General features: G+C 66.7%; 15 protein-coding genes. 7 read left to right on the top strand and 8 right to left on the bottom strand.

The features are described from left to right. Positions 1 to 11: 11 nt before the first annotated feature. The 6 genes from ABIB42_RS19460 to ABIB42_RS19435 form a co-directional block, all read right to left on the bottom strand. Positions 12 to 1,802 carry an IlvD/Edd family dehydratase gene (locus ABIB42_RS19460; protein WP_219864517.1) on the bottom strand — a complete coding sequence of 597 codons (1,791 nt, stop codon included), beginning with the start codon at positions 1,800 to 1,802 and terminating at the stop codon, positions 12 to 14. 19 nt (positions 1,803 to 1,821) lie between these two features. After that, entirely contained in the window at positions 1,822 to 2,694 is an 873-nt protein-coding gene (locus ABIB42_RS19455) for an SMP-30/gluconolactonase/LRE family protein (RefSeq protein ID WP_005666774.1), read from the bottom strand. Beyond that, entirely contained in the window at positions 2,691 to 3,497 is an 807-nt protein-coding gene (locus tag ABIB42_RS19450) for an SDR family NAD(P)-dependent oxidoreductase (RefSeq protein WP_429248852.1), read from the bottom strand. The genes ABIB42_RS19455 and ABIB42_RS19450 overlap by 4 nt, the downstream gene beginning before the upstream one ends. Positions 3,498 to 3,523: 26 nt before the next feature. Next, a complete protein-coding gene (locus tag ABIB42_RS19445; protein ID WP_429248851.1) occupies positions 3,524 to 4,708 on the bottom strand; it encodes a fumarylacetoacetate hydrolase family protein in 1,185 nt (394 codons plus the stop codon). A gap of 152 nt (positions 4,709 to 4,860) precedes the next feature. Beyond that, the gene (locus ABIB42_RS19440; protein WP_005666768.1) at positions 4,861 to 7,941 is read right to left on the bottom strand and encodes a TonB-dependent receptor; all 3,081 of its coding nucleotides are present in this window, start codon (positions 7,939 to 7,941) and stop codon (positions 4,861 to 4,863) included. Positions 7,942 to 8,062: 121 nt separating this feature from the next. Continuing rightward, positions 8,063 to 8,206 (bottom strand): hypothetical protein, encoded by a 144-nt coding sequence (locus tag ABIB42_RS19435; protein WP_005666766.1) that lies wholly within the window; start codon positions 8,204 to 8,206, stop codon positions 8,063 to 8,065. 316 nt (positions 8,207 to 8,522) lie between these two features. Between ABIB42_RS19435 and ABIB42_RS19430 the strand changes: the two genes are divergently transcribed. From ABIB42_RS19430 to ABIB42_RS19415, 4 genes are read left to right on the top strand one after another with little or no spacing between them, the layout of a single operon-like run. Continuing rightward, positions 8,523 to 10,712, top strand: a complete 2,190-nt coding sequence (locus tag ABIB42_RS19430) for an alpha-glucuronidase family glycosyl hydrolase (protein WP_429248850.1) — start codon at positions 8,523 to 8,525, stop codon at positions 10,710 to 10,712. A 36-nt stretch (positions 10,713 to 10,748) separates the two neighbouring features. Next, positions 10,749 to 12,119, top strand: a complete 1,371-nt coding sequence (locus ABIB42_RS19425) for an enolase C-terminal domain-like protein (protein WP_005666762.1) — start codon at positions 10,749 to 10,751, stop codon at positions 12,117 to 12,119. Continuing rightward, positions 12,116 to 13,420 carry an MFS transporter gene (locus ABIB42_RS19420; RefSeq protein ID WP_005666760.1) on the top strand — a complete coding sequence of 435 codons (1,305 nt, stop codon included), beginning with the start codon at positions 12,116 to 12,118 and terminating at the stop codon, positions 13,418 to 13,420. The genes ABIB42_RS19425 and ABIB42_RS19420 overlap by 4 nt, the downstream gene beginning before the upstream one ends. Next, positions 13,417 to 15,045 carry a glycoside hydrolase family 43 protein gene (locus tag ABIB42_RS19415; RefSeq protein WP_429248849.1) on the top strand — a complete coding sequence of 543 codons (1,629 nt, stop codon included), beginning with the start codon at positions 13,417 to 13,419 and terminating at the stop codon, positions 15,043 to 15,045. Before ABIB42_RS19420 ends, ABIB42_RS19415 begins: the two co-directional genes overlap by 4 nt. Here ABIB42_RS19415 and ABIB42_RS19410 read toward each other — a convergent pair. Further along, positions 15,027 to 16,304, bottom strand: a complete 1,278-nt coding sequence (locus ABIB42_RS19410) for an SGNH/GDSL hydrolase family protein (protein WP_429248848.1) — start codon at positions 16,302 to 16,304, stop codon at positions 15,027 to 15,029. The genes ABIB42_RS19415 and ABIB42_RS19410 overlap by 19 nt on opposite strands. A gap of 95 nt (positions 16,305 to 16,399) precedes the next feature. Next, complete coding sequence (locus tag ABIB42_RS19405) at positions 16,400 to 17,497, bottom strand: LacI family DNA-binding transcriptional regulator (protein WP_429248847.1); 1,098 nt, start codon at positions 17,495 to 17,497, stop codon at positions 16,400 to 16,402. A 288-nt stretch (positions 17,498 to 17,785) separates the two neighbouring features. Between ABIB42_RS19405 and ABIB42_RS19400 the strand changes: the two genes are divergently transcribed. From ABIB42_RS19400 to ABIB42_RS19390, 3 genes are read left to right on the top strand one after another with little or no spacing between them, the layout of a single operon-like run. Continuing rightward, entirely contained in the window at positions 17,786 to 19,273 is a 1,488-nt protein-coding gene (locus ABIB42_RS19400) for an MFS transporter (protein WP_429248846.1), read from the top strand. 31 nt (positions 19,274 to 19,304) lie between these two features. Beyond that, entirely contained in the window at positions 19,305 to 20,324 is a 1,020-nt protein-coding gene (locus ABIB42_RS19395) for a glycoside hydrolase family 43 protein (RefSeq protein ID WP_429248845.1), read from the top strand. A gap of 38 nt (positions 20,325 to 20,362) precedes the next feature. Beyond that, positions 20,363 to 21,517, top strand: coding sequence for an endo-1,4-beta-xylanase (locus ABIB42_RS19390; RefSeq protein ID WP_429248844.1), 1,155 nt, complete (start codon positions 20,363 to 20,365; stop codon positions 21,515 to 21,517). The last annotated feature ends 6 nt before the right edge of the window (positions 21,518 to 21,523 follow it).

Raw genomic sequence — 21,523 nt, 5'->3', positions numbered from 1 at the left:
GCGCAGTTGGATCAGTGGTTGTGGCGCGGCATGTCGTGCCCCACGCCGCGATACGGCAGGGCGAGTTCCATGCAGGCGCCCTTGTGCAGCTGGCCCACCGTGGCGCGGTAGATCTCCTGCCACGGGGTCTGGCTGGCGGGGATCGGCGGCGGCGCGTCGCTCCGGCGCGCTTCCAGGTCCTCGTCCGACAGCAGCACGTCGCAGCGGCCGTGGTTCAGGTCGACCCGGATCACGTCGCCCGTGCGCAGCAGCGCCAGGTTGCCGCCGGCCGCGCTCTCGGGCGAGGCGTTCAGGATCGACGGGCTGTCCGAGGTGCCCGACTGGCGGCCGTCGCCCAGGGTCGGCAGGTTGTTGATGCCTTCCTTGATCAGGTGATCGGGCGGCTGCATATTGACCACCTCGGCCGAACCGGGCCAGCCCACCGGGCCCGCGCCGCGGATCACCAGCATCGTGTTCTCGTCGATGCCCAGGCTCGGATCGTTGATCCGGTGATGATAGTCGTCCGAGCCGTCGAATACGACAACCTTGCACTCGAAGCAGTTCTCGTGCCCCGGATTGGCGAGATAACGCGCGCGGAAGGCCGGCGAGATCACGCTGGTCTTCATGATCGCGAAGTCGAACAGATTGCCCTTCAGGACCAGAAAGCCCGCCGTTTCCTTGAGCGGCTCGGCGAACGGCTTGATCATCTCGCGGTCGTCGGTCTCGCGGTCGTAGACGTTCTCGGCCATGGTCTTGCCGGTGACGGTGGGACGCTGCGAGCGCAGCTTGCCCGCCTGCTCCAGCTCCCACATCACGGCCGGCACGCCGCCGGCGCGGTGGAAGCGCTCGCCCAGGTATTTGCCGGCCGGCTGCATGTTCAGCAGCAGCGGCACGTCGTAGCCGTACTCCATCCAGTCCTCGGGCGTGATCTCCACGCCCGCATGGCGCGCCATGGCCACGATGTGCGGCTGGGCGTTGCTCGAGCCGCCGATCGCGGCGTTGACCACGATCGCGTCCAGGAAGGCTTCGCGCGTCATGATCTGCGAGGGGCGCACGTCGTCCTTCGCCAGTTCGACGATGCGGCGGCCGGTTTCATAGGCCATCTGGCCGCGCTCGCGGTAAGGCGCGGGAATCGCCGAGCAGCCGGTGAGCGACATGCCCAGCGCCTCGGCCACGGCATTCATGGTCGAGGCGGTGCCCATGGTGTTGCAGTGCCCGGCGGATGGCGCCGATGCGGTGGCGATGTCGACGAACTTCTTTTCGTCGATGGCGCCGGCCGCCAGCTGGCGGCGCGCCTTCCAGATGGCGGCGCCGGAGCCCACCAGCTCACCCTCGAACCAGCCGTCGAGCATCGGCCCGCCCGACAGCACGATGGCCGGAATGTCGACCGTGGCCGCGGCCATCAGCTGGGCCGGCACGGTCTTGTCGCAGCCGGTGGTGAGCACCACGGCGTCGATCGGATAGCCGTGCAGGATCTCGACCAGGCCGAGATAGGCCAGGTTGCGGTCCAGGGCCGCGGTCGGACGGCGGCAGTTCTCGAAGATCGGATGCAGCGGGAATTCCATCGGAATGCCGCCGGCGTCGCGGATGCCGTCGCGCACCCGCTTGACGGTCTCCAGGTGGATGCGGTTGCACGGCGTGATGTCGCTGCCGCTCTGGGCGATGCCGATGATCGGTTTGCCGCAGCGCAGCTCTTCGGGCGTGATCCCGTAGTTCATGAAGCGCTCGAGGTAGAGCGCGGTCATGTCGATGCGCTCGGGATTGTCGAACCAGTCCTGGGACCGGTAGCGACGCTTGGCGCTGTTATTCACGTTGTTGCTCATTGTGTCGGATATTCCATGGTTAATCCTGCAGCCGCAACGCATGCTGCGGCAGTCCCGGCACGTCGGCGCGGAAGGTGAACAGCCCGCCCGCGAGTGGCTGCGCGTCGAGCTGGGCGGCCGACAGGCCCTTGCGCGCGGTCGTGGCATACACGGTGCGCAGGTCGTCGCCGCCGAAGGCGAGCTTGGTGATGTTGGCGCACGGGAAGCGCACTTCGCCCACCTTGCGTCCCTGCGGGTCGAAGCGGTCGATGCGCCAGCCGCCGAAGGTGGCCACCCACAGGCAGCCCTCGGCATCGACCGCCATGCCGTCCGGATAGCCGCCGTCGGCCAGCTCGGCGAACAGGCGCTTGCGCGCGACCAGGCCGTCCTGGCCCAGGTCGAAGGCGTAGATGCGCCTGGCCAGCGTGTCGGTGTGGTACAGCGTGCGCCCATCGGGGCTGATGGCCGGGCCGTTGGTGATCACGTAGCCGTCGTCCACGCGGCTCGCCGCGCGTCCGTCGAAACGGTACAGCGCGCCGCTGGCCTGGTCCTCGGCATCGTCCATCGAACCGAACCACAGGCTGCCGGCGGCGTCGACGTGGCCGTCGTTGAAGCGGTTGCCCGGCTGGTCGGCCTCGACCTTCAGCAAGGGGGTGAACTCGCCGCTCGCCTCGTGGAAGCGGTACAGGCCGTCCTCCAGCGCACAGACGAAACCACCGCCCGCGACCGGCACCACGAAACTCACCTGCCCCGGCGCGTCCCAGCTGCGTTTTTCGCCATTGCCGGCGCCATAGCAATGCAGGCGCCGGCCCTTGATGTCGACGAACCACACCTGGCCAGCCGCGCCATGCCACAGCGCGCCTTCGCCAAGCGTGGCGCCCACCTCCCACAGGCAGTGCGGCGCGTTGTTCATGCGCCGTACCAGCCCGCGTCGACGAAGTATTCGCGGCCGCTGCAGCGACGCGCATTGTTCGAGGCCAGGAACAGCGACAGCGCCGCCACGTCCTGCATCTCCACGCGCTCCTGCAGGCACTGGCCGTTCAGGATGCGCGCTTCCTCGTGCGGCGTGTGCCACAGCGCTTCCTGGCGCGGGGTGCGCACCGCGCCCGGCACCACGGCCACGGTGCGGATGCCGTGCGGCCCGAGTTCGCGCGCCATCGCGCGCGTCATGCCCTCGACGCCGGCCTTGGCCGTCATGTACAGGGCCAGCTCGGTATGCGGCAGGTGCCACGAGATCGAGCCGAAATTCTGGATCACGCCGTGGCCCTGCTCCCGCATGCCGGGAATGACGGCCTGGGAACAGAAGAACTGGTGGCGCAGGTTGACGTTCATCCGGCTTTCCCAGTAGGCCGGGGTGACGTCGCCGATGCTGTGGCGATCGTCGTTGGCCGCGTTGTTGAGCAGGATGTCGACCGCGCCGGCTTCCTGCACGATGCCGTCGAAGGCGCGCTTGAGCGCATCGAGGTCGGTCAGGTCGCAGTGGACGAAGCGCGGTGCGTGGGTCGCGCCGTTCAGCGACTCGGCGAGGGCGCGTCCTGCGCCCTCGGCGATGTCGAGGAACCAGACCCGGGCGCCCTGCCCGACGAAGGCGGTGACCAGCTCGGCGCCGATGCCGCTGCCGCCGCCGGTGATGACGACGCGCTTGCCGTTCAGGTCCGGATAAGTTGCGTATACAAAGGCTGCGCTGTTAAAGCCCGATTGATTGTTGTCAGACATGGGGGTTTTCGTATTAAGGGCTGTTTTTATTCCTGGACCAGCAGGCCGCGCCGCGCCAGGTTGGCGTACAGCGCGCGCACGCCGAAGGTCCAGGGCGTGATCGCGTCGCTGCGTTGCACGGTGTTGACCAGGGTGCCGAGCGATGGGGTCGAGATGCCGACCTTGTCGCCCATGTGGTGGGTAAAGCCGCCGCCTTCGGCGTCGCGGTCCTTGATCGGCGAGAACATCGTGCCGAGGAACAGCATGAAGCCGTCCGGGTACTGGTGGTGCGCGCCGCAGGTCTGGGCCACCAGGTCGAGCGGGTCGCGGCTGATCTCGCGCATGCGGCTGCTGCCTTCGAGGATGAAGCCGTCGTCCACGCCTTCGATCAGCATGTTCACCTCGCACGCGCGCAGCGTGTCGAGCGAGTACGTATCGTCGAACAGGCGGATGAAGGGGCCGATGGCGCAGGAAGCGTTGTTGTCCTTGGCCTTGCCCAGCAACAGGGCGCTGCGGCCTTCGATGTCGCGCAGGTTGACGTCGTTGCCCAGGGTGGCGCCGACGATCTCGGCGCGGCTGTTCACCGCCAGCACGATCTCGGGTTCGGGATTGTTCCAGTGCGAGGTCGGATGCAGGCCGATGTCGGCGCCGTGGCCGACCGCCGACATCGGCTGCGACTTGGTGAAGACTTCGGCGTCCGGGCCGATGCCCACTTCCATGTACTGCGACCACAGGCCGCGCGCCGACAGTTCGGTCTTCAGGCGCTGCGCGGCCTCCGAGCCCGGCACGATGTCCGACAGGTCGGTGCCGATCGTCGCTTGCAGCTGTTCGCGCAGCGCCTCGGCGCGCGACGGGTCGCCCTTGGCCTGCTCTTCGATCACGCGTTCCAGCAGGCTGACGGCAAACGTCACGCCGGCGGCCTTGATCGCCTGCAGGTCGCATGGCGCCAGCAGGCGCATGCCGTTGGCGCCGGCCTCGCCGCGCAGCGCGGCGTCCATCAGCGCGCGCACCTCGCCGAGGTCTTCGCCCTCGGCGCCGCCCGCGATGGCCAGCAGGTCGCGGCGCTCGAACAGGTCGGCCACGGTCGGCGCATGGCGGGTGATGTCGACCAGGCGGCCGCCGCGCACGGCGACCACGGCTGGACCTTCGTTGGCGCCGGTGCGCCAGACCCGGCCGACCAGCAGCGCGCGGTCGAGGTCATCGGGAAGCGGATTGGCTTGGATGGTAGTCATGGGTTCCTCGATTGCTGGTGCCGCCCCTCGGGACGGCAGTATAGGGTTCGGGGTGAAGCCTTCGGGCATGATTCTAACATTAATGTTAACGCAATCATTACCTCCTCCTCAGGCCTGCCGAGGGACGGCAGGCCCGAGAGGGGCGGGTCAGGTCAGAACTCGCCGCGCACACCGAGCTGGAAGGTGCGGCCCGGGTCATAGAACCCGAACTGCGCGCTCTCGAACTGGAAGTACGAGTCCCGCTTGGCCTTGTTGATGTTGACGACATCGAAGGTGACCGTCGGCCAGCCCTCACGATCGAACACCCGCTCCAGATCCACGCTCGACGAGAAGTCGGCCTGCTTGTACGCGCGGCCATACAGCGCAGCCGCCGCGATGCCGTTCTGGCCGCCGCTGGCCGCCTGGCTGCCTTCGCGGTAGGTGTGCGAGAAACGGGCCATGAAGCCGTGGTTCTCGTAGTAGATGCCGAAGTTGTTGCTCTTGCGCGGCACGTTCAGCGCCACGAAGCCATTGGTGCCCTCGCCGCTGGCCGACTGGTTGATCAGGGTCGCGGTTTCGCTGAAGCCGAAGCCCTTGATCGGCAAGAACCTGTCGAGTGGCTGGACCCAGCCGATTTCCAGGCCGCGAATCCGCAGGATGCCGCCGGCATTGCGTTCCTGGCTCATCACCACGGTCGCCGCGCCCGGGCCGCCGCGCGCGTCGATCGCCGCCTGGGCGTTCGGGATCAGGTTGTTATAGGTGACGCCATACTGCTCCAGCGCGCTGAACGGCAAGGTACGGTTCTCGATCACCGTGAAGCCCTTGAGCTTCTTCTGGAACACGGTCAGGCTCACATAGCCTTCGCCGCCGGTGTACCAGTCGACGCCGAAGTCCAGGTTCTTCGAGATGTAGGGCTGCAGTTCGGGGCTGCCGATCGTGCCGACGTCGGCCGACACCGAGCTGAAGTTGATGCCGGGACGCAGCGAGTTCGGATTGGCGCGCGTCATGCTCTTCGATGCCGCGGCGCGCACGATGACGTTGTTGGCGACCGTCAGGGCGGCGGTGCCGGATGGCAGCGTGTTGTTGTAGGTGTTGTTCACATACTGCCACTCGGTCGCGTTCGGGTACTTGGCGCCATTCAGCGTCAGGTTGGCGTTGCGTGGATCGCTGAACGAATTCAGGGAGCCGACCTCCTGCTTGGTGCGCACATACCGCACGCCGGCGTTATACCGGAACGGCATGTTGGCGAGCAGGGTCGACCCGTTGATCTCGGTATAGAAGCCCGAGGTCTTCTCGCGCATGTAGCCCGCGCTCGCCCCGGTCGACGAACTGGTCGAATCCGGCGCCGTCGAGTTGTAGTAATCGTAGTTCGAATCCTTCCTGAAACGGTCCCAGTCGACGACCAGGCGGCCGTATTCGCCAGGCACCAGGTAGCTTGCCAGCTTGTCGGCCGGGATCAGCGAGCCCTGGTAGACCAGCTGGTCGGTGCGTCCCGCGGTGTAGCCGGTGCCGAAGCCGGGATAGAGCGCCGCTGCGCTCGCGCCAGGCGTGTTGGCGCCGTCGCAGGCCGGCGCGCCGTTGGGGCCTTGCAGGAACACGCTTGGATTGTTGCCGCACACCGCGGCCTGCCAGGCGGCCGAGTTGTCCTGGCCGCGGATGCGGCGGTCGATGTCGTCGTAGGCGTAGCCGAGCTTCAGGTTCAGCTTGTTGTCGCCCCAGGTCAGGTCGGTATGGAAGCCCTTGGTGCTGGTTTCGCGCAGCTCGTTCTGGATATTGACGCGGCCACCTGCCCAGCCAAGATTCGCCGGGTTGTTCACATCGTTGTTGAACGTGATGCTGGGCACCCCGCCATTGGTGGCGTCATAGCTGGCCACCAGTCCGCTGCCCGCCGCGGTGATCGGCATGACGGTCGGCGCTTCGTGCGTGAAGTCCGACTCCGTCGCGTTGGCCTGCGCCTCGAGCTTCAGGGTTGGCGCGATCTGCCACGTCATCCCCGGGTTGATGCCCTTGAGCGTGGTCTTGTCGCGGCGCGGGCCGTACTCGATGAAGTAGCGCGCATTGGCGAAGGTGCCGCCCGTCGCCGTGCAACCGGCGCTGCAATCGGCGCGGTCCACGGTCATATTGAGCGGAATGGCGAACTCGTTGCGCATGGCCCAGGTGTAGCCGATGCGCTGCATGTCGTCGTCCTTTTCGCTGTACAGCGTGTCGACGTAGAAGTGCAGGTTTTCGGTAGGACGATACTCGGCGCTGATGATGGCCGAGGCCTTGTCGCGGTCGCCGTAGTATTCCATATAGCGGCCGAGGCGCGGGACCAGCGCGTTGTCGATCGCGGTGATGCTGGTGCCCGGGTTGTTGGCCTCCAGGAAGCCCTGGTTGATCGGCGTGCCGGGAACGAGGCCCGCGCCCGCGCCGACGGGCACGGTGCCGGGAATCGTCCAGTTGCCGCCGCCGGTATTGTTACGCGAAGGCAGGCCGTTCTGCGCAGCCGACAGGTTGGCATTGGTCAGGCCGACCGTCTCGTAGCCGGTGGTGCGCGCTTTCTGGCGGTTGTAGTAGACGCCGCCGAGGATACCGAACTTGTCGCCCCAGGTCTTGCTCGCCAGGATCGAGCCGCGCCCGCCGACGTCGTTCGCGATTTCCTGCTTCTGCGCGCTCGCGTTGTACACGACGTAGGCGCCTTCCTTGTCGAACGGCCGCGCGCTGCGCAGGTTGACGACGCCGGCGGCGCCGCCCTCGAGCTGCGAGGCATTCGGGCTCTTGCTGACCGTTAGCTTGGTGAACAGCTCGGTCGGCAGCAGGTCGAGGTCGATCTCGCGGTTGGTGCTGGCGCCGTCGATCGGTCCGGACGACGCCACGGCAATCTGCGCATTGTTCAACAGGACCTTGGTGAAGCTGGAGCCCAGGCCGCGGATCTGGACGTTCATGCCTTCGCCCGTGACGTCGCGCGAAATCTGGACGCCGGGGATGCGGCTGAGCGATTCCGCGATGTTCTTGTCCGGGAATTTACCCATGTCTTCCGAACTGATGGTGTCCTGGAAGCCGACGGCTTCCTTCTTGTCGCGCGCCGACGCCAGCAGGCTGCCGCGGTAGCCGGTCACTTTGACGACGTTCACATTGGCTTGCGCATTGGCGTCGGTGGTGGTGGCGGTGGTGTCCTGCGCGTACGCCTGGTGAACCAGGCCCGCCATGACGGTCAGGCCGAGCGCCCACTGGCGCCGGCGAGCTACACCCTGCTGCTTAGCATTACGAGTCATTCAATGTCTCCTGATGGTTTTTTTACTTCTATTTACTTCTTGGCAAGCAACCTTTTACGGTTGTCTTATGGGTAGGCAAAACTGCCTTGTCGCGGCACACAGGGCTTTCTTCCCTGGCGCGCTAGCGGCAGGTCACGCCCTTCGACACGAAGGAATGCGCAGGGCGCGGGGTCGGCGAGTCCGGCCACGCGACTGGAATGGATGAGTGATTGGTGCGGCCGCCAGAAGGCATGGCCGGACGTGCGGTGACGTCTCGCTGTTGCATGCTTATCTCCTCGTTATTTTTCTACTTCAAGCACATGTTACGAACATCTCTATTAACACGAATGTTATCGCAACCATCGCAGTCTACTGGTCAAAAATAATGATTGTCAACAAAATATTCCGAACGTGGCGAAAGCGCGGATGTTAGGCCTATCAAGCGCGCCTGGCGACCCGGGTGCTGACGCGCCGGCTGCCGCCTCCGCACCGTGGACGGCGCAACAAAATGCTTTCAAATCGAAAAGGTTCGCGCTAACATTCCCGCAGCCGGATGATACAAAACAAACATTCCGGGTCTATAAAAACATGGAGACAAGCGAATGCACCGACTCTTCGGGCGGCTCTGGGCCGCGTTTCTTCTCGGCATGCTGTTATGCATCCCGACCCATGCCGCCGCAGAGGATGGCTATCAACTGTGGTTGCGCTATCAACCCCTCCCCGCCGCCCAGCGCGCGCACGTCGCCGACGCGATCCTGACCCTCGGCGCCGACAGCCCGACCAAGGGCGCGGCGCGCGCCGAGCTGCAACGTGGCCTGCGGGGACTGCTGGGCAAGGAGCCTGGCGTCGTCGACAGAGCGCGCCTCGATACCATCGTGCTGGCGCGCGGCGTCGACCTGCCGGCCGGCCTGGATGCCGTATCCGCCGTGCGCGAGCAGTTGCGCAAGCTCGGCGACGAAGGCTACCTGGTGCGGCGCGCCAGGCTGGATGGCGTCGCCGTCACCCTGGTTGCGGCCAATACCGACATCGGCCTGCTGTACGGCAGCTTCGCCTGGCTGCGCCAGCTGCAGACGGGCGCCCGCGCTGACCAGATCGCGCTGGCCTCCAGCCCCACCCTGCCCCTGCGCGTGCTGAACCACTGGGACAACCTCGATCGCAGCGTGGAGCGCGGCTATGCCGGCGAGTCGATCTGGAACTGGTGGGAACTCCCGCACATCGTCGATCCGCGCTATACCGACTATGCGCGCGCCAATGCCTCGCTGGGCATCAACGGCGCCGTCCTGAACAACGTGAACTCCAAGGCCGAGGTGCTCGGCGCGCCCTTCATCGCCAAGGCCGCCGCCATCGCCGACGTGCTGCGCCCCTACGGCATCCGGGTCTACCTGTCGGTGCGCTGGTCGACGCCGCTCGAGATGAAGCAGACGAAGACGGCCGATCCGCTCGACCCCGAAGTCGCCGCCTGGTGGAAGAACAAGGCCGACGAGATCTACCGCACCATTCCCGATTTCGGCGGCTTCCTGGTCAAGGCCAATTCGGAAGGCCAGCCGGGGCCGCAGGACTATCGCCGCCACCACGCCGACGGCGCCAACATGCTGGCGCGCGCCGTGGCCCCGCACAAAGGCATCGTGATGTGGCGCGCCTTCGTGTACGCCTCGCCCGAGGAATCGAAGGCGGGCAAGCTGCATGACCGCGCGGTCGAGGCCTATGACCAGTTCCTGCCGCTGGACGGCAAGTTCGACGACAACGTGCTGGTGCAGGTGAAGAACGGCGCGATCGACTTCCAGCCGCGCGAGCCGGCCCACCCGATGTTCGGCGCCATGCCGAAGACGCCGCTGATCATGGAATTCCAGATCACCAAGGAGTACCTGGGCTTCGCCACCCACCTGGCCTATCTTGGCCCGATGTTCCAGGAGACGCTGGAATTCGATACCCGCATTGGTGGACGCAAGCTGACGGTGGCCGACACCATCCAGGGCAAGCAGGGCCGCGTCGGCGGCAAGGTAGGTGGAATTGCAGGCGTCGCCAACATCGGCAGCAGCCGCAGCTGGAGCGGTTCGATCTTCGACCAGGCCAACTGGTATGTGTATGGCCGCATGGCCTGGGACCAGGGCCTCGACAGCCGCGTCATCGCGCGCGAGTGGGCGGCCCAGACCTTCAGCCCGGACGCACGCCTGCTGGACCCGGTCGTGAACATCATGATGCGCTCGCGCGAAGCGGTGGTCGACTACATGACGCCGCTTGGCCTGAACCACGTGATGGGCAGCAGCCACCACCATGGTCCGGCGCCCTGGGTCGACAACCTCGAACGCGCCGACTGGAACCCGATCTATTACCACCGCGCCGGCCGCGACGGCATCGGCTTCGACCGCACCGCGAAGGGCAGCAATGCCGTGGCCCAGTATGCGCCCGAGGTGGCGCGCCGCTTCGCCGATCCGAAAACGACGCCGCCCGAACTGCTGCTCTGGTTCCACCGCCTGCCATGGGATTACCGGATGCCGTCCGGCCGCACCCTGTGGGAAGAGCTGGTGGCGCACTACGACCACGGCGTGGCCGAAGCCGCCGCGATGCAGGCCGAGTGGCAACGCCTGAAACCCTTCGTCGACGCCCAGCGCTTCGCCGATACCGCGCAGCGCCTGGCCCAGCAGCACGTCGAGGCGCAATGGTGGCGCGACGCCAGCCTCGCCTATTTCCAGGACGTGTCCGGGCTGCCGTTGCCGGCCGGCGTGCGCAAGCCAGCGCACTCGCTCGACCACTACAAGTCGATCCGCTTCCCGTATGCCCCGGGGATCTGAACGATCCCGCCTGCCCCATTCACTCCTGGAGATGAGATGAACCCGATTCAACGCGCCGCCACCCCGACCATCGTGGAAATGCGGGTGATCCCGGTCGCCGGCCGCGACAGCATGCTGCTCAACCTGTGCGGCGCCCATGCGCCCTACTTCACCCGCATCCTGGTGCTGTTGAAGGACAGCGCCGGCCGCACCGGCATGGGCGAGGTGCCCGGCTCGAACGGCATCCTGCAGGCCCTGCAAAAGCTGGTGCCGCTGGTCGAGGGCACCGAGATAGCCCACCACCGCCGCACCCTGAACCGGCTGCGCGCCGCCATCTCGGGCGTCAGCCACCAGGTCACGTCCAGCGCCGAAGCGGCGGTGATGAAGCAGCCGCACGAGATCAACCTGCGTCTCGAGAACGTGGTGACGGCGGTGGAAGCGGCCCTGCTCGACCTGCTCGGCCAGTTCATGGGCCTGCCGTTGTGCGAGCTGCTGGGCGACGGCCAGCAGCGCAGCCATGTGCCGATGCTGGCCTATCTGTTCTATATCGGCGACCGTGGCCGCACCGACCTCGGTTACGACGATGACGCCGGCCGCGACGGCTGGTACCGGGTCCGCAACCAGGAAGCGCTCAGCGCCGAATCGATCGGCGACATGGCCGCGGCGGCGGTCGAGCAGTATGGCTTCAGGGACTTCAAGCTCAAGGGCGGCGTGATGCGCGCCGAGGAAGAGATGGAAGCCGTCGCCGCGATCAAGCGCCGCTTCCCCGACGCCGGCGTGACGCTCGACCCCAACGGCGCCTGGTCGCTGCGGGAGGCGATCGACGCCTGCCGCGGCCAGGGCCACCTGCTGGCCTATGCCGAAGACCCGTGCGGCCCCGAGGGCGGCTATTCGGGGCGCGAGATCATGGCCGAGTTCAAGCGTGCTACGGGCATCCGCACCGCCACCAATATGGTCGCCACCGACTGGCGCCAGATGGCCCATTCGCACCTGCTGGGCGCGGTCGACATCCCGCTGGCCGACCCGCACTTCTGGACCATGCAGGGTTCGGTGCGCCTGGCGCAGCTATGCCACGACTGGGGCCTGACCTGGGGCTCGCACTCGAACAACCACTTCGACGTGTCGCTGGCGATGTTCACCCATTGCGCGGCGGCGGCACCGGGCACGATCACGGCGATCGACACCCACTGGATCTGGCAGGAAGGCCGCGAGCGGCTGACCACGGAACCATTGAAGATCGTGGGCGGCCAGGTGGCGGTGCCGGACCGTCCGGGCCTGGGCATCGAGCCGGACATGGAGCAGATCAACCGGGCCCATGAACTCTACAAGAAGGTGGCCGGCGGCGCGCGCGACGATGCGATGGCGATGCGCTACCTGGTGCCGGGATGGACCTACGATCCGAAGCGCCCCAGCATGGTCAATCCATGATCGCAGCAATCCTTGGCCGGACCCGCGGCGGCGCCATCCGCGGCCTGCGCTGGTGGATGATCGGCCTGATCATGCTGGGCGCGGTGGTCAACTACCTGACCCGCAGCTCGCTGGCCGTGGCCGCCCCCACCCTGCTGGCGGAGCTGGAGATCACGGCCAGGGAGTATTCGTACATCACGGCCGCCTTCCAGGGCGCGATCATGCTGCAGCCGCTGTGCGGCTACGTGCTCGACGTGATCGGCCTCAAGTACGGCTTCGCGATCTTCGCCACCGCCTGGTCGCTGATCTGCATGGCGCACGGCATGGCCACCAACTGGCAGACCCTGGCCGTGCTGCGCGGCCTGCTCGGCTTCGCGGAAGGCTCGGCCAACCCGGCCGGGATGAAGGCGGTGTCCGAATGGTTCCCGGCCAAGGAGCGCGGCCTGGCGGGCGGCGTGTTCAATATCGGCGCCTCGTTCGGCTCGATGCTGGCCCCGCCGCTGGTGGTGTGGGCCATCCTGCACTACAACTGGCAATCGGCCTTCGTGATCACCGGCGCGCTGGGCCTGGTGTGGGTGTGCGCCTGGCTGCTGCTGTACGACGCGCCGAAGCGCCACCGCCGCCTGTCCGAGGCCGAGGCGGCGCACATCGCCGCCGGCCAGGAAGACCACCTGGCCGGCGACGGCACCAAGCCCTCGGTGCTCAGCATCCTCAAACAACGCAATTTCTGGGGCATCGCCCTGCCGCGCTTCCTGGCCGATCCGGCCTGGGGCACGCTGGCGTTCTGGGTGCCGCTGTACCTGACCACGGTGCGCGGCTTCGAGCTGAAGGACATCGCCATGTTCGCCTGGCTGCCCTTCCTCGCGGCCGACCTGGGCTGCATGTTCGGTCCGGTGGTGGTGCTGGCCCTGCAAAAGCGCGGGATACGCCTGATCAATGCCCGGCGCGGCGCGTTCACCCTCGGCGCCATCATGATGATGGGCGTGGCCTTCGTCGGCTACGTCGACGATGCCTATGCCGCGATCGCCCTGCTCAGCCTTGCGGGCTTTGCCCACCAGACGCTGTCGGTCACCGTCATCACCATGTCGTCCGACCTGTTCCGGCGCAACGAGGTGGCCACCGTGGCCGGCATGTGCGGCACCTTCGGCAACCTGGGCCTGCTCATCTTCTCGCTGCTGATCGGCACCCTGCTGGCCAGCGTCGGCTACACGCCCTTCTTCGTCAGCCTGGCGGTGCTCGACCTGGTCGCGGCGGTGCTGCTGTGGACCCTGGTACGGGATCCCACCTTCGAGCCCCAACCCATTTCGATGCAAAAACCATGATCCACAACCCGATCCTGCGCGGATTCAATCCCGACCCGTCCATCGTGCGGGTCGGCGACGACTACTACATCGCGACCTCCACCTTCGAGTGGTACCCGGGGGTGCAGATCCACCACTCGCGCGACCTGGTCAACTGGCGCCTGGCCGGCCGGCCGCTGACCCGCGCCAGCCAGCTCGACATGCGCGGCGCGCCCGATTCCTGCGGCGTGTGGGCGCCGTGCCTGACCCATGCGGATGGCCTGTTCTGGCTGATCTACACCGACGTCAAGCGCTATGGCCGCACCTCGACCGGCGGCGCCGGCGGCAGCGCCTCGCTGCGCGATTTTCATAATTACCTGGTCACCAGCCCGAGCATCGACGGCCCGTGGTCCGATCCGGTCCACCTGAACAGCAGCGGCTTCGATCCGTCGCTGTTCCACGACGACGAGGGGCGCAAGTACGTATTGAACCAGCTATGGGACCACCGCCCCGGCGGCAAGCGCTTCGCCGGGATCGTGCTGCAGGAATATTCGGTCGAGGAGCGGCGCCTGGTCGGCACTCGCACCAATATCTTCGCCGGGACCGAACACGGCCTGACCGAAGCGCCGCACCTGTACCGCCGCAACGGCTATTACTACCTGCTCACCGCCGAAGGCGGCACCGGCTGGAACCATGGCGTGACGATGGCGCGCTCGCGCGACTTGCGCGGACCGTACGAGCTGCATCCGGACGTGAACGTCCTGAGCACCCGTGCGCGGCCCGACGCCGCACTGCAGCGCGCAGGGCACGCCGACCTGGTCGACACGCCGGACGGCCGCACGTACATGGTCTACCTGTGCGGCCGGCCGCTGCGCAACCGTGGCGCCTGCACCCTGGGACGCGAGACCGCGATCCAGCAGGTGGTGTGGGGCGAAGACGGCTGGCTGCGCACGCTCGATGGCGAGGGCATGCCGCAGCTGGACGTGCCGGCGCCCGGCCTGCCCGAATACCGTTTCGACGCCGCGCCCGAACGAAGCGATTTCGATGCGCAGGACTTGCCGATCGATTTCCAGTGGCTGCGCACGCCGTATCCGGAAGAGCTGTTCAGCCTGACGGCGCGGCCCGGCCACCTGCGCCTGTACGGACGCGAAAGCCTGGGCAGCACCTTCCGCCAGGCGCTGGTCGCGCGCCGGCAGCAGGCCCACTGCTTCAGCGCGTCCACTCTGGTCGAGTTCGAGCCGGAACACTTCCAGCAGCAGGCCGGCCTGGTCTGCTACTACGGCGCCTCTAAATTCCACTACCTGTACATCACGCACGACGACGAGATCGGCAAGCACCTGCGCGTGATGAGCAGCCTGCCCAACCACCTGCAGGCGGACAGCTTCACCGCGCCGCTCGCCCTGCCCGCCGGCGTGCCGGTCGAACTGCGGGTCGAGGTGGACGAGGAGCGCCTGCTGTTCGGCTATCGCGTCGACGACGGCCCCTGGCAGTGGCTACCGCAGCAGTTCGACGCCAGCATCCTGTCGGACGAGGCCAGCGCGCCCGGCCAGCCCAATTTCACCGGCGCCTTCGTCGGCATGGCCTGCCAGGACATGGCCGGCACCGCGCTGCATGCCGACTTCGACTATTTCGAGTACGTCGAACGGCCCTACCGCAGCCGGCTGTAGGCGCAGTTGTCGAACTGCTGCAGCGGCACCGCCGCTGCCAGCGCGGCATAACCCGCATGCGACGGATGCAGGCCGTCGCCGCTGTCATAGGCCTTGGCCAGGTAGGACGGACGGGCCGGATCGCGCAGCACACCGTCGAAATCCAGCACGCCGTCGAAGGCCTTTTCGGTCCGCACCCAGTCGTTGACCGCCTGGCGCAGCGCCTCGTTGTGCTGCGCCGGCGCATAGTAGCCGCTGCCCATGAAGGGCGTGATGGTCGCGCCGATCACGCAGATTCCCTTGGCATGGGCGCGCGCGATCATCTGCAAATGCGCCTGCTTGAAGTCGCCCAGCATCGCCTCGATCGCTTGCGGCGTGTCCTCTTTCGAGCGGCGCAGCACCCCGATGTCGTTGACGCCGATGAAGACGACCGCATGGCTCACGCCATTCCTGGCCAGGACGTCGCGCTCGAAACGCGTGACGAGGCTCGGGCCCAGGCCTTCGCGCAGCAGGCGGCCGCCGCCGATGCCGGCATTGATCACGGCGAGCTGTCGCTTGCCGTCCTGGGCGATGCGCCGCACCAGGTGATCGGTCCAGCGGTTGTTGGCGTCCGTGATGGCGCCATAGCCGTCGGTGATCGAATCGCCGATCACGACCACGGCCCGCGCGGGCGGCGCGGCGCTGACTTCGATATCGGCCAGCTGGTGCCAGCGGGTGACGGTCTTGGCGTCCGGGAGACTCGCGGCCATGGTCTGGCGGCCCGGAGCCAGGTAAGTCGTGGTACGCGCGCCGGCATGGCCGGTCTGCTGCCCGGCCGCATTCGCCATGTGCATAGTGACCGCGATATCGAGGCCGCTCGCCGCCGCCAGGTCGACCGGATCGCTGACATACTCGGCGCCCGCCGGTATGCGCACCGAGGTACTGCCGTTGAAGCGCAGGCCCTGGAGCGAACCCGCCACCACCTCGGATGAACCGGGCCGCACGGCGCGCGCGATGCTCGCCTCGTTCACGACCAGCATCTCGCTGCCGTAGGCATTGCTGATCCGGACCCGGACCTGGCTGCCACCCAGCGACAGGCGCACGACCTGGCGCACGGTGCCGTCCTTCCACAACTCGGCCGGCATGGCTTCGGCCTGGCCGTAAGACATCTGGGATGTGCCCCAGCTGGCCACCCAGTGGCGGGAGCCGCTATCAGTAACAGAAGGTGGCAGTGTGCAGGCGCCCAGGCCAAGCGTGGCCAGGACGGCGATGGCCAGGCGGCCTCGACGAAAAGTATTCAATGTGGTCTCCGGTGATGGCATGACCTGCGGGACGCAGGACTACCAAATCTGTAACGCTAATGATAGCGCAAACAAACCAGTGGTAGACGGGAGTTTCAGGCGACGATGCGCACCGGCGGCCGGATCCGCGGCGCCGCGTCGGACTGGCGCCGCACCAGCGTGAAATCGGTCTTGATATGTTCGGGACCCGCGGCCAGGCCGGTGCGCTCGTTCGTCACGCGCCGGACGATGCACTCGATCGCCGCTTCGGCCATGTCCATGGTCGGCTGGCGCACGGTGGTGAGCGCCGGCCAGATCGTGGTCGACAGCGCGGTGTCGTCGAAGCCGACCACCGTGATGTCGCCCGGCACGTCGAGCCCCAGGCGATGGGCCACCGCGACCGTGGCGGCGGCCATGTCGTCGTTGCTGGCGAAGATCGCCGTCGGGCGGTCCGGCAGCGCCAGCAGGATCTCGGCGGCGTCGAGCCCCGAGCGATAGTTGAACATCCCCTGCGCCACCAGCTCGGGCGCGGGGTCGGCGCCGAATTCCTCGATGGCGGCCTGGTAGCCTTGCAGCCGGGCGCTGCTCGCCGACTGGTAGGGATGTCCGCTGATGAAGCCGATCCGCTGGTGACCAAGGTCGATCAGGTGGCGCGTCATCTCGTGGGCAGCCTGGCGGTCGTCGATGCCGATCGCGCTGGCGCGCGCATCGGGCTGGCCGCAGGCGATCAGGGCCAGCGGAATGCCGGCGTCGACGATCCGCGCCACGATCTCGGCATTGTCGACCAGCGGCGGCGGCAGGATGATGCCGTCCATCTGGTTATCGATGAGGCGCTGGGTCTGCTCGGCGATCTGCTCGCCGTCGGCGCACTTCTCGACCAGCAGCTGGACGTTGTTCAGGCTGACCTTGTTCAGCAATCCCAGCAAGACCTCGGTGAGATAGGCGCCGCTGCGCACGCTGGGCATGCTGTACAGGAAGCCGATGCGGATCGGCCGCGATCCGGCCAGCAGCCGCGCCTCGGGGTGCGGCGCGTAGTTCAGGGCCGCAGCGGCGGCCGTCACCTTCTTGCGCGTGCTGGCGCGCACGGTAGCCTTGCCGCTCATGACCCGCGACACCGTCATCGGCGACACCCCGGCAAGCTTCGCCACGTCGGCCATATTGGGGCCGCGCTTGAGCTCCGCTGGATTGACGAGTCCGATCGTGGAAGTAGGCATGCGGAGAACCCCTGGAAGATCTTGCGATGTTTGCGCGAACTTTAACGTCCTCATTCTAACACGCAGCACCGTATTTACCGCCACTCCCAGGCTTATATCTGATATGCGGCCGGGCAATAAAGCGGTTGACGGGCGTTAGCATCTCATCCACAATCGAAAACAATGATTGCGCTAACTTTTTGCGAGGTTGACGTGATACATGCGTGGCCCGACCGTCATGAACGCGCTTGCCGCGTGCCTGACGGTTGAGGGCCGCAATTGCTTTTCAACATATAGATTGGCAAGACAATGACTACAATTATCAAGGCGCAGCCGACGCTGGAGACAACTGAAAAAATCGGCTATGCATTGGGCGATCTGGCGGCCAACCTGATCTTCCAGACCCTGCTCACCTTCCTCGCTTTCTTCTACACCGACGTCTATCAGATCTCACCCAACGCCGCGGCCAGCATCATCTTCATGGGCGGCCTGGTCGGCGCCTGCTTCAACCCGCTGATGGGCATCATCGCCGACCGCACTTCGACCCGCTGGGGCAAGTTCCGTCCCTGGATCCTGTGGACCTCGGTGCCGTTCGGCCTGGTGGCGATCCTCGCCTTCAGCACGCCCGACCTGGGCGAGCGCGGCAAGTACATCTACGCGCTGCTGACCTACATCCTCTTGATGCTGGTGTACTCGGCCAACAACCTGCCCTATTCCGCCCTGAGCGGCGTGCTGACCGGCAGCATGGCCGACCGCAACAGCCTGTCGTCGTACCGCTTCGTCGCGGTGCTGGTCGCGCAGTTGGTGATCCAGGTGCTGCTGCTGCCGCTGGTGCTGATCCTGGGCGCGGGCGACAAGGTGGCCGGCTTCCAGACCGTGATGATGTTCTTCGCGGTGGCCGGCACCATCTGCTTCCTGATCACCTTCTTCACCACCCGCGAGCGCATCGTGCCCGCTCCCAGCCAGCGCTCGAGCATCAGGCAGGACGTGGCCGACCTGCTGCGCAACCGCCCCTGGGTGGTGATGCTGGTGCTGACCATCCTGGTGTTCATCACGCTGTCGCTCAAGGGCGGCATGTACATCTTCTACTTCCGTAACTTCCTGGAGGAGGCGGCGCTGGCGGCTTTTCTCAGCGACGTCGGCTTCCTGGCCTTCATCGACGGCCTCAATACGGTTCTCACCGGCATGGGCCTGACCGCCTTCCACTGGCCGGAAGACGCCGCCACCTCGGGCTTTTCCCTGTTCAACGCGGTCGGCATCATCCTGATGATCGTCGGGATCGGCTTCTCGAAGCCGCTCGCCGACCGCTTCGGCAAGCGCGACGTGTTCGGCGCCGCCCTGCTGCTGGCCGCCATGTTCCGCCTCAGCTACTACTGGATCGGCCCGGGCTCGATCGGCCTGGTGTTCGGCGCCCAGATCCTGTACGGCTTCTTCTACGGCATCACGATCCCGCTGCTGTGGGCGATGATCGCCGACGTCGCCGACTACTCGGAATGGAAGAACAACCGCCGCGCCACCGCCCTGCTGTTCTCGGCCATGATCTTCGGCCTCAAGGCGGGCCTCTCCATCGGCGGCGCGCTGGTGGCGGCCCTGCTGTCGGCCTATGGCTACGACGCCGCCCTGGCCGTCCAGTCGGGCCAGGTGGCCGATGGCGTGCGCCTGTCGGTCAGCGTGTATGCCGCCATCCCCTTCCTGCTGGCCGTGTGCTGCCTGGCGGCCTACGACATCCGCAAGACCACCGAGCTGCAGATCGAGCGCGAACTCGGCGAACGCCGCGCACTCGCCGCCCAGCAATGATTTTCATCTGAACCCGAACCAGACCATATCCATGCCAGAAATCATCGACAAAGACCGCGTGCAAGCCCTGAAAGAGCGCGCCATCTCCCAGCCGCTGCTCGAGCACATCTACATCGCCGATCCGTCGGCCCACGTGTTCGACGGCCGCATCTACATCTACCCGTCGCACGACATCGAGGCCGGCGTGCCGTTCAACGACGACGGCGCCCATTTCGCGATGGAGGACTATCACGTGGTCTCGATGGACCACCCGGACGCCGAAGCGGTCGACCACGGCGTGGCCCTGCACGTGCGCGACGTGCCGTGGGCGGCGCGCCAGATGTGGGCGCCCGACTGCGCGCGCAAGGACGGCAAGTATTACCTGTACTTCCCGGCCAAGCGGCCCGACGGCATCTTCCAGATCGGCGTCGCGGTCAGCGACAGTCCGACCGGCCCGTTCACCGCGCAACCGCAGCCGATCGCCGGCAGCTATTCGATCGATCCGGCCGTGTTCGGCGACGACGACGGCGAGTTCTATCTCTATTTCGGCGGCATCTGGGGCGGCCAGTTGCAGAAGTACCGCGACAACCTCTACAGCCCCGACCATGAGGAACCGCCGCCGCACGAGCCGGCGCTGCAGCCGCGCGTGGCGCGCCTGCGCGGCGACATGCTGGAACTGAGCGAAGAGCCGCGCGCCGTGCGCATCCTCGACGCCGACGGCAAGGAGCTGCTGGCCGGCGACCACGATCGCCGCTTCTTCGAAGCGCCCTGGCTGCACAAGCACGACGGCAAATACTACTTCTCGTACTCGACCGGCGACACCCACCTGCTGTGCTACGCAATCGGCGACAGCCCCTACGGCCCCTTCACCTACGGGGGCCAGATCATGACCCCGGTGATCGGCTGGACCACCCACCACTCGATCTGCGAGTTCGAAGGCCGCTCGTATCTGTTCTATCACGACAGCAGCCTGTCGGGCGGCGTCACCCACCTGCGTTCGGTGAAGGTGACCGAGCTGCATTACGACAGCGACGGCAAGATCGTCACCATCTCGCCCTATCGCCAGGCGTGAATGGATACCGACAAACACAATAAAGGAGACACCACCCGATGACATCGCGACGCGACACCCTGAAACTGCTTGGCACGGCGGCCGGCGCCATGCTCGCCCCCCACGTACTGGCCGCGCAGGACGCCGGCCCCGCCCTCAAGGACCTGGCCAAGGCCAAGGGCATGCGCTTCGGTAATGCCATGGGCATGCTGGAAGACCAGGACACCCGCAAGAGTTTCCGCGACCCGGCCTACCGCGCCCTGATGGCGCGCGAGTGCAATCTCATCGTCGCCGAGAACGAGACCAAGTGGCAGGCGCTGCAACCCAAGCCGGGCCCCTACCAATGGGGGCCGGCCGACGAGATGTTCGCCTGGGCGCGCAAGGAGGGCATGGCGGTGCGCGGCCACACCTTGATCTGGCAGGACCCGAAATGGCTGCCCGCCTGGGTCAATGCGCTGGACCTGAAGTCCAAGCCGGTCGGCCACGCCGAGGCGATCCTGCGCGAGCACATCAAGACCGTCTGCACGCACATGGGGCAGGACGTCATCAGCCACGACGTCGTCAACGAGGCGGTGTCGCCGAAGGACGGCAGCTTGATCCAGAACGTGTTCACCAGGCGCATGGGCGCGGTCGAGCAGATCGAATTCGCCTTCCGCCAGGCCCACGAGCACGCGCCGAAGGCGCAGCTGGTATATAACGACTTCATGGGCCCCGGCCTGGGCGACGACGCCAGGCACCGCGCCGGCGTGCTGAAACTGCTGGCGGAACTGAAAAAACGCGGCGCCCCGATCCACGCCCTCGGCCTGCAAAGCCATATCAGCGCCGGCGACATGATGTCCGGCCCCGCCAACGCGGCGGTGCTGCGCGAATGGCGCAAGTTCCTGGACGAGGTCACGGGCATGGGCCTGGACCTCCTGATCACCGAGTTCGACGTCAACGACAAGGCCTTCCCGGCCGATGTCGCCAAGCGCGACGCGGCCACTGCGGCGCTGGCGCGCGACTATCTCGACGTGACCCTGAGCTATCCGACCTGCCGCGATTTCCTGTTGTGGGGCATGGCGGACCACGTGAACTGGCTGCAGGTCTGGGCCGACGCGAAGCGCCCGGACGGCCTGGCGCAGCGTCCGACGCCGTACGACAGCCAGTTGCGCGCCAAGCCGATGCGCGAGGCGATCGCCGCTTCGCTGCGCGCGATGCCGATGCGTAAAGCCTGATCCTTC

This window comes from Massilia sp. UYP32 (genome assembly GCF_050434365.1).
Classification (GTDB): Bacteria; Pseudomonadota; Gammaproteobacteria; order Burkholderiales; family Burkholderiaceae_D; genus Telluria; species Telluria timonae.
This window is presented reverse-complemented; position numbering and strand designations above follow the sequence as displayed.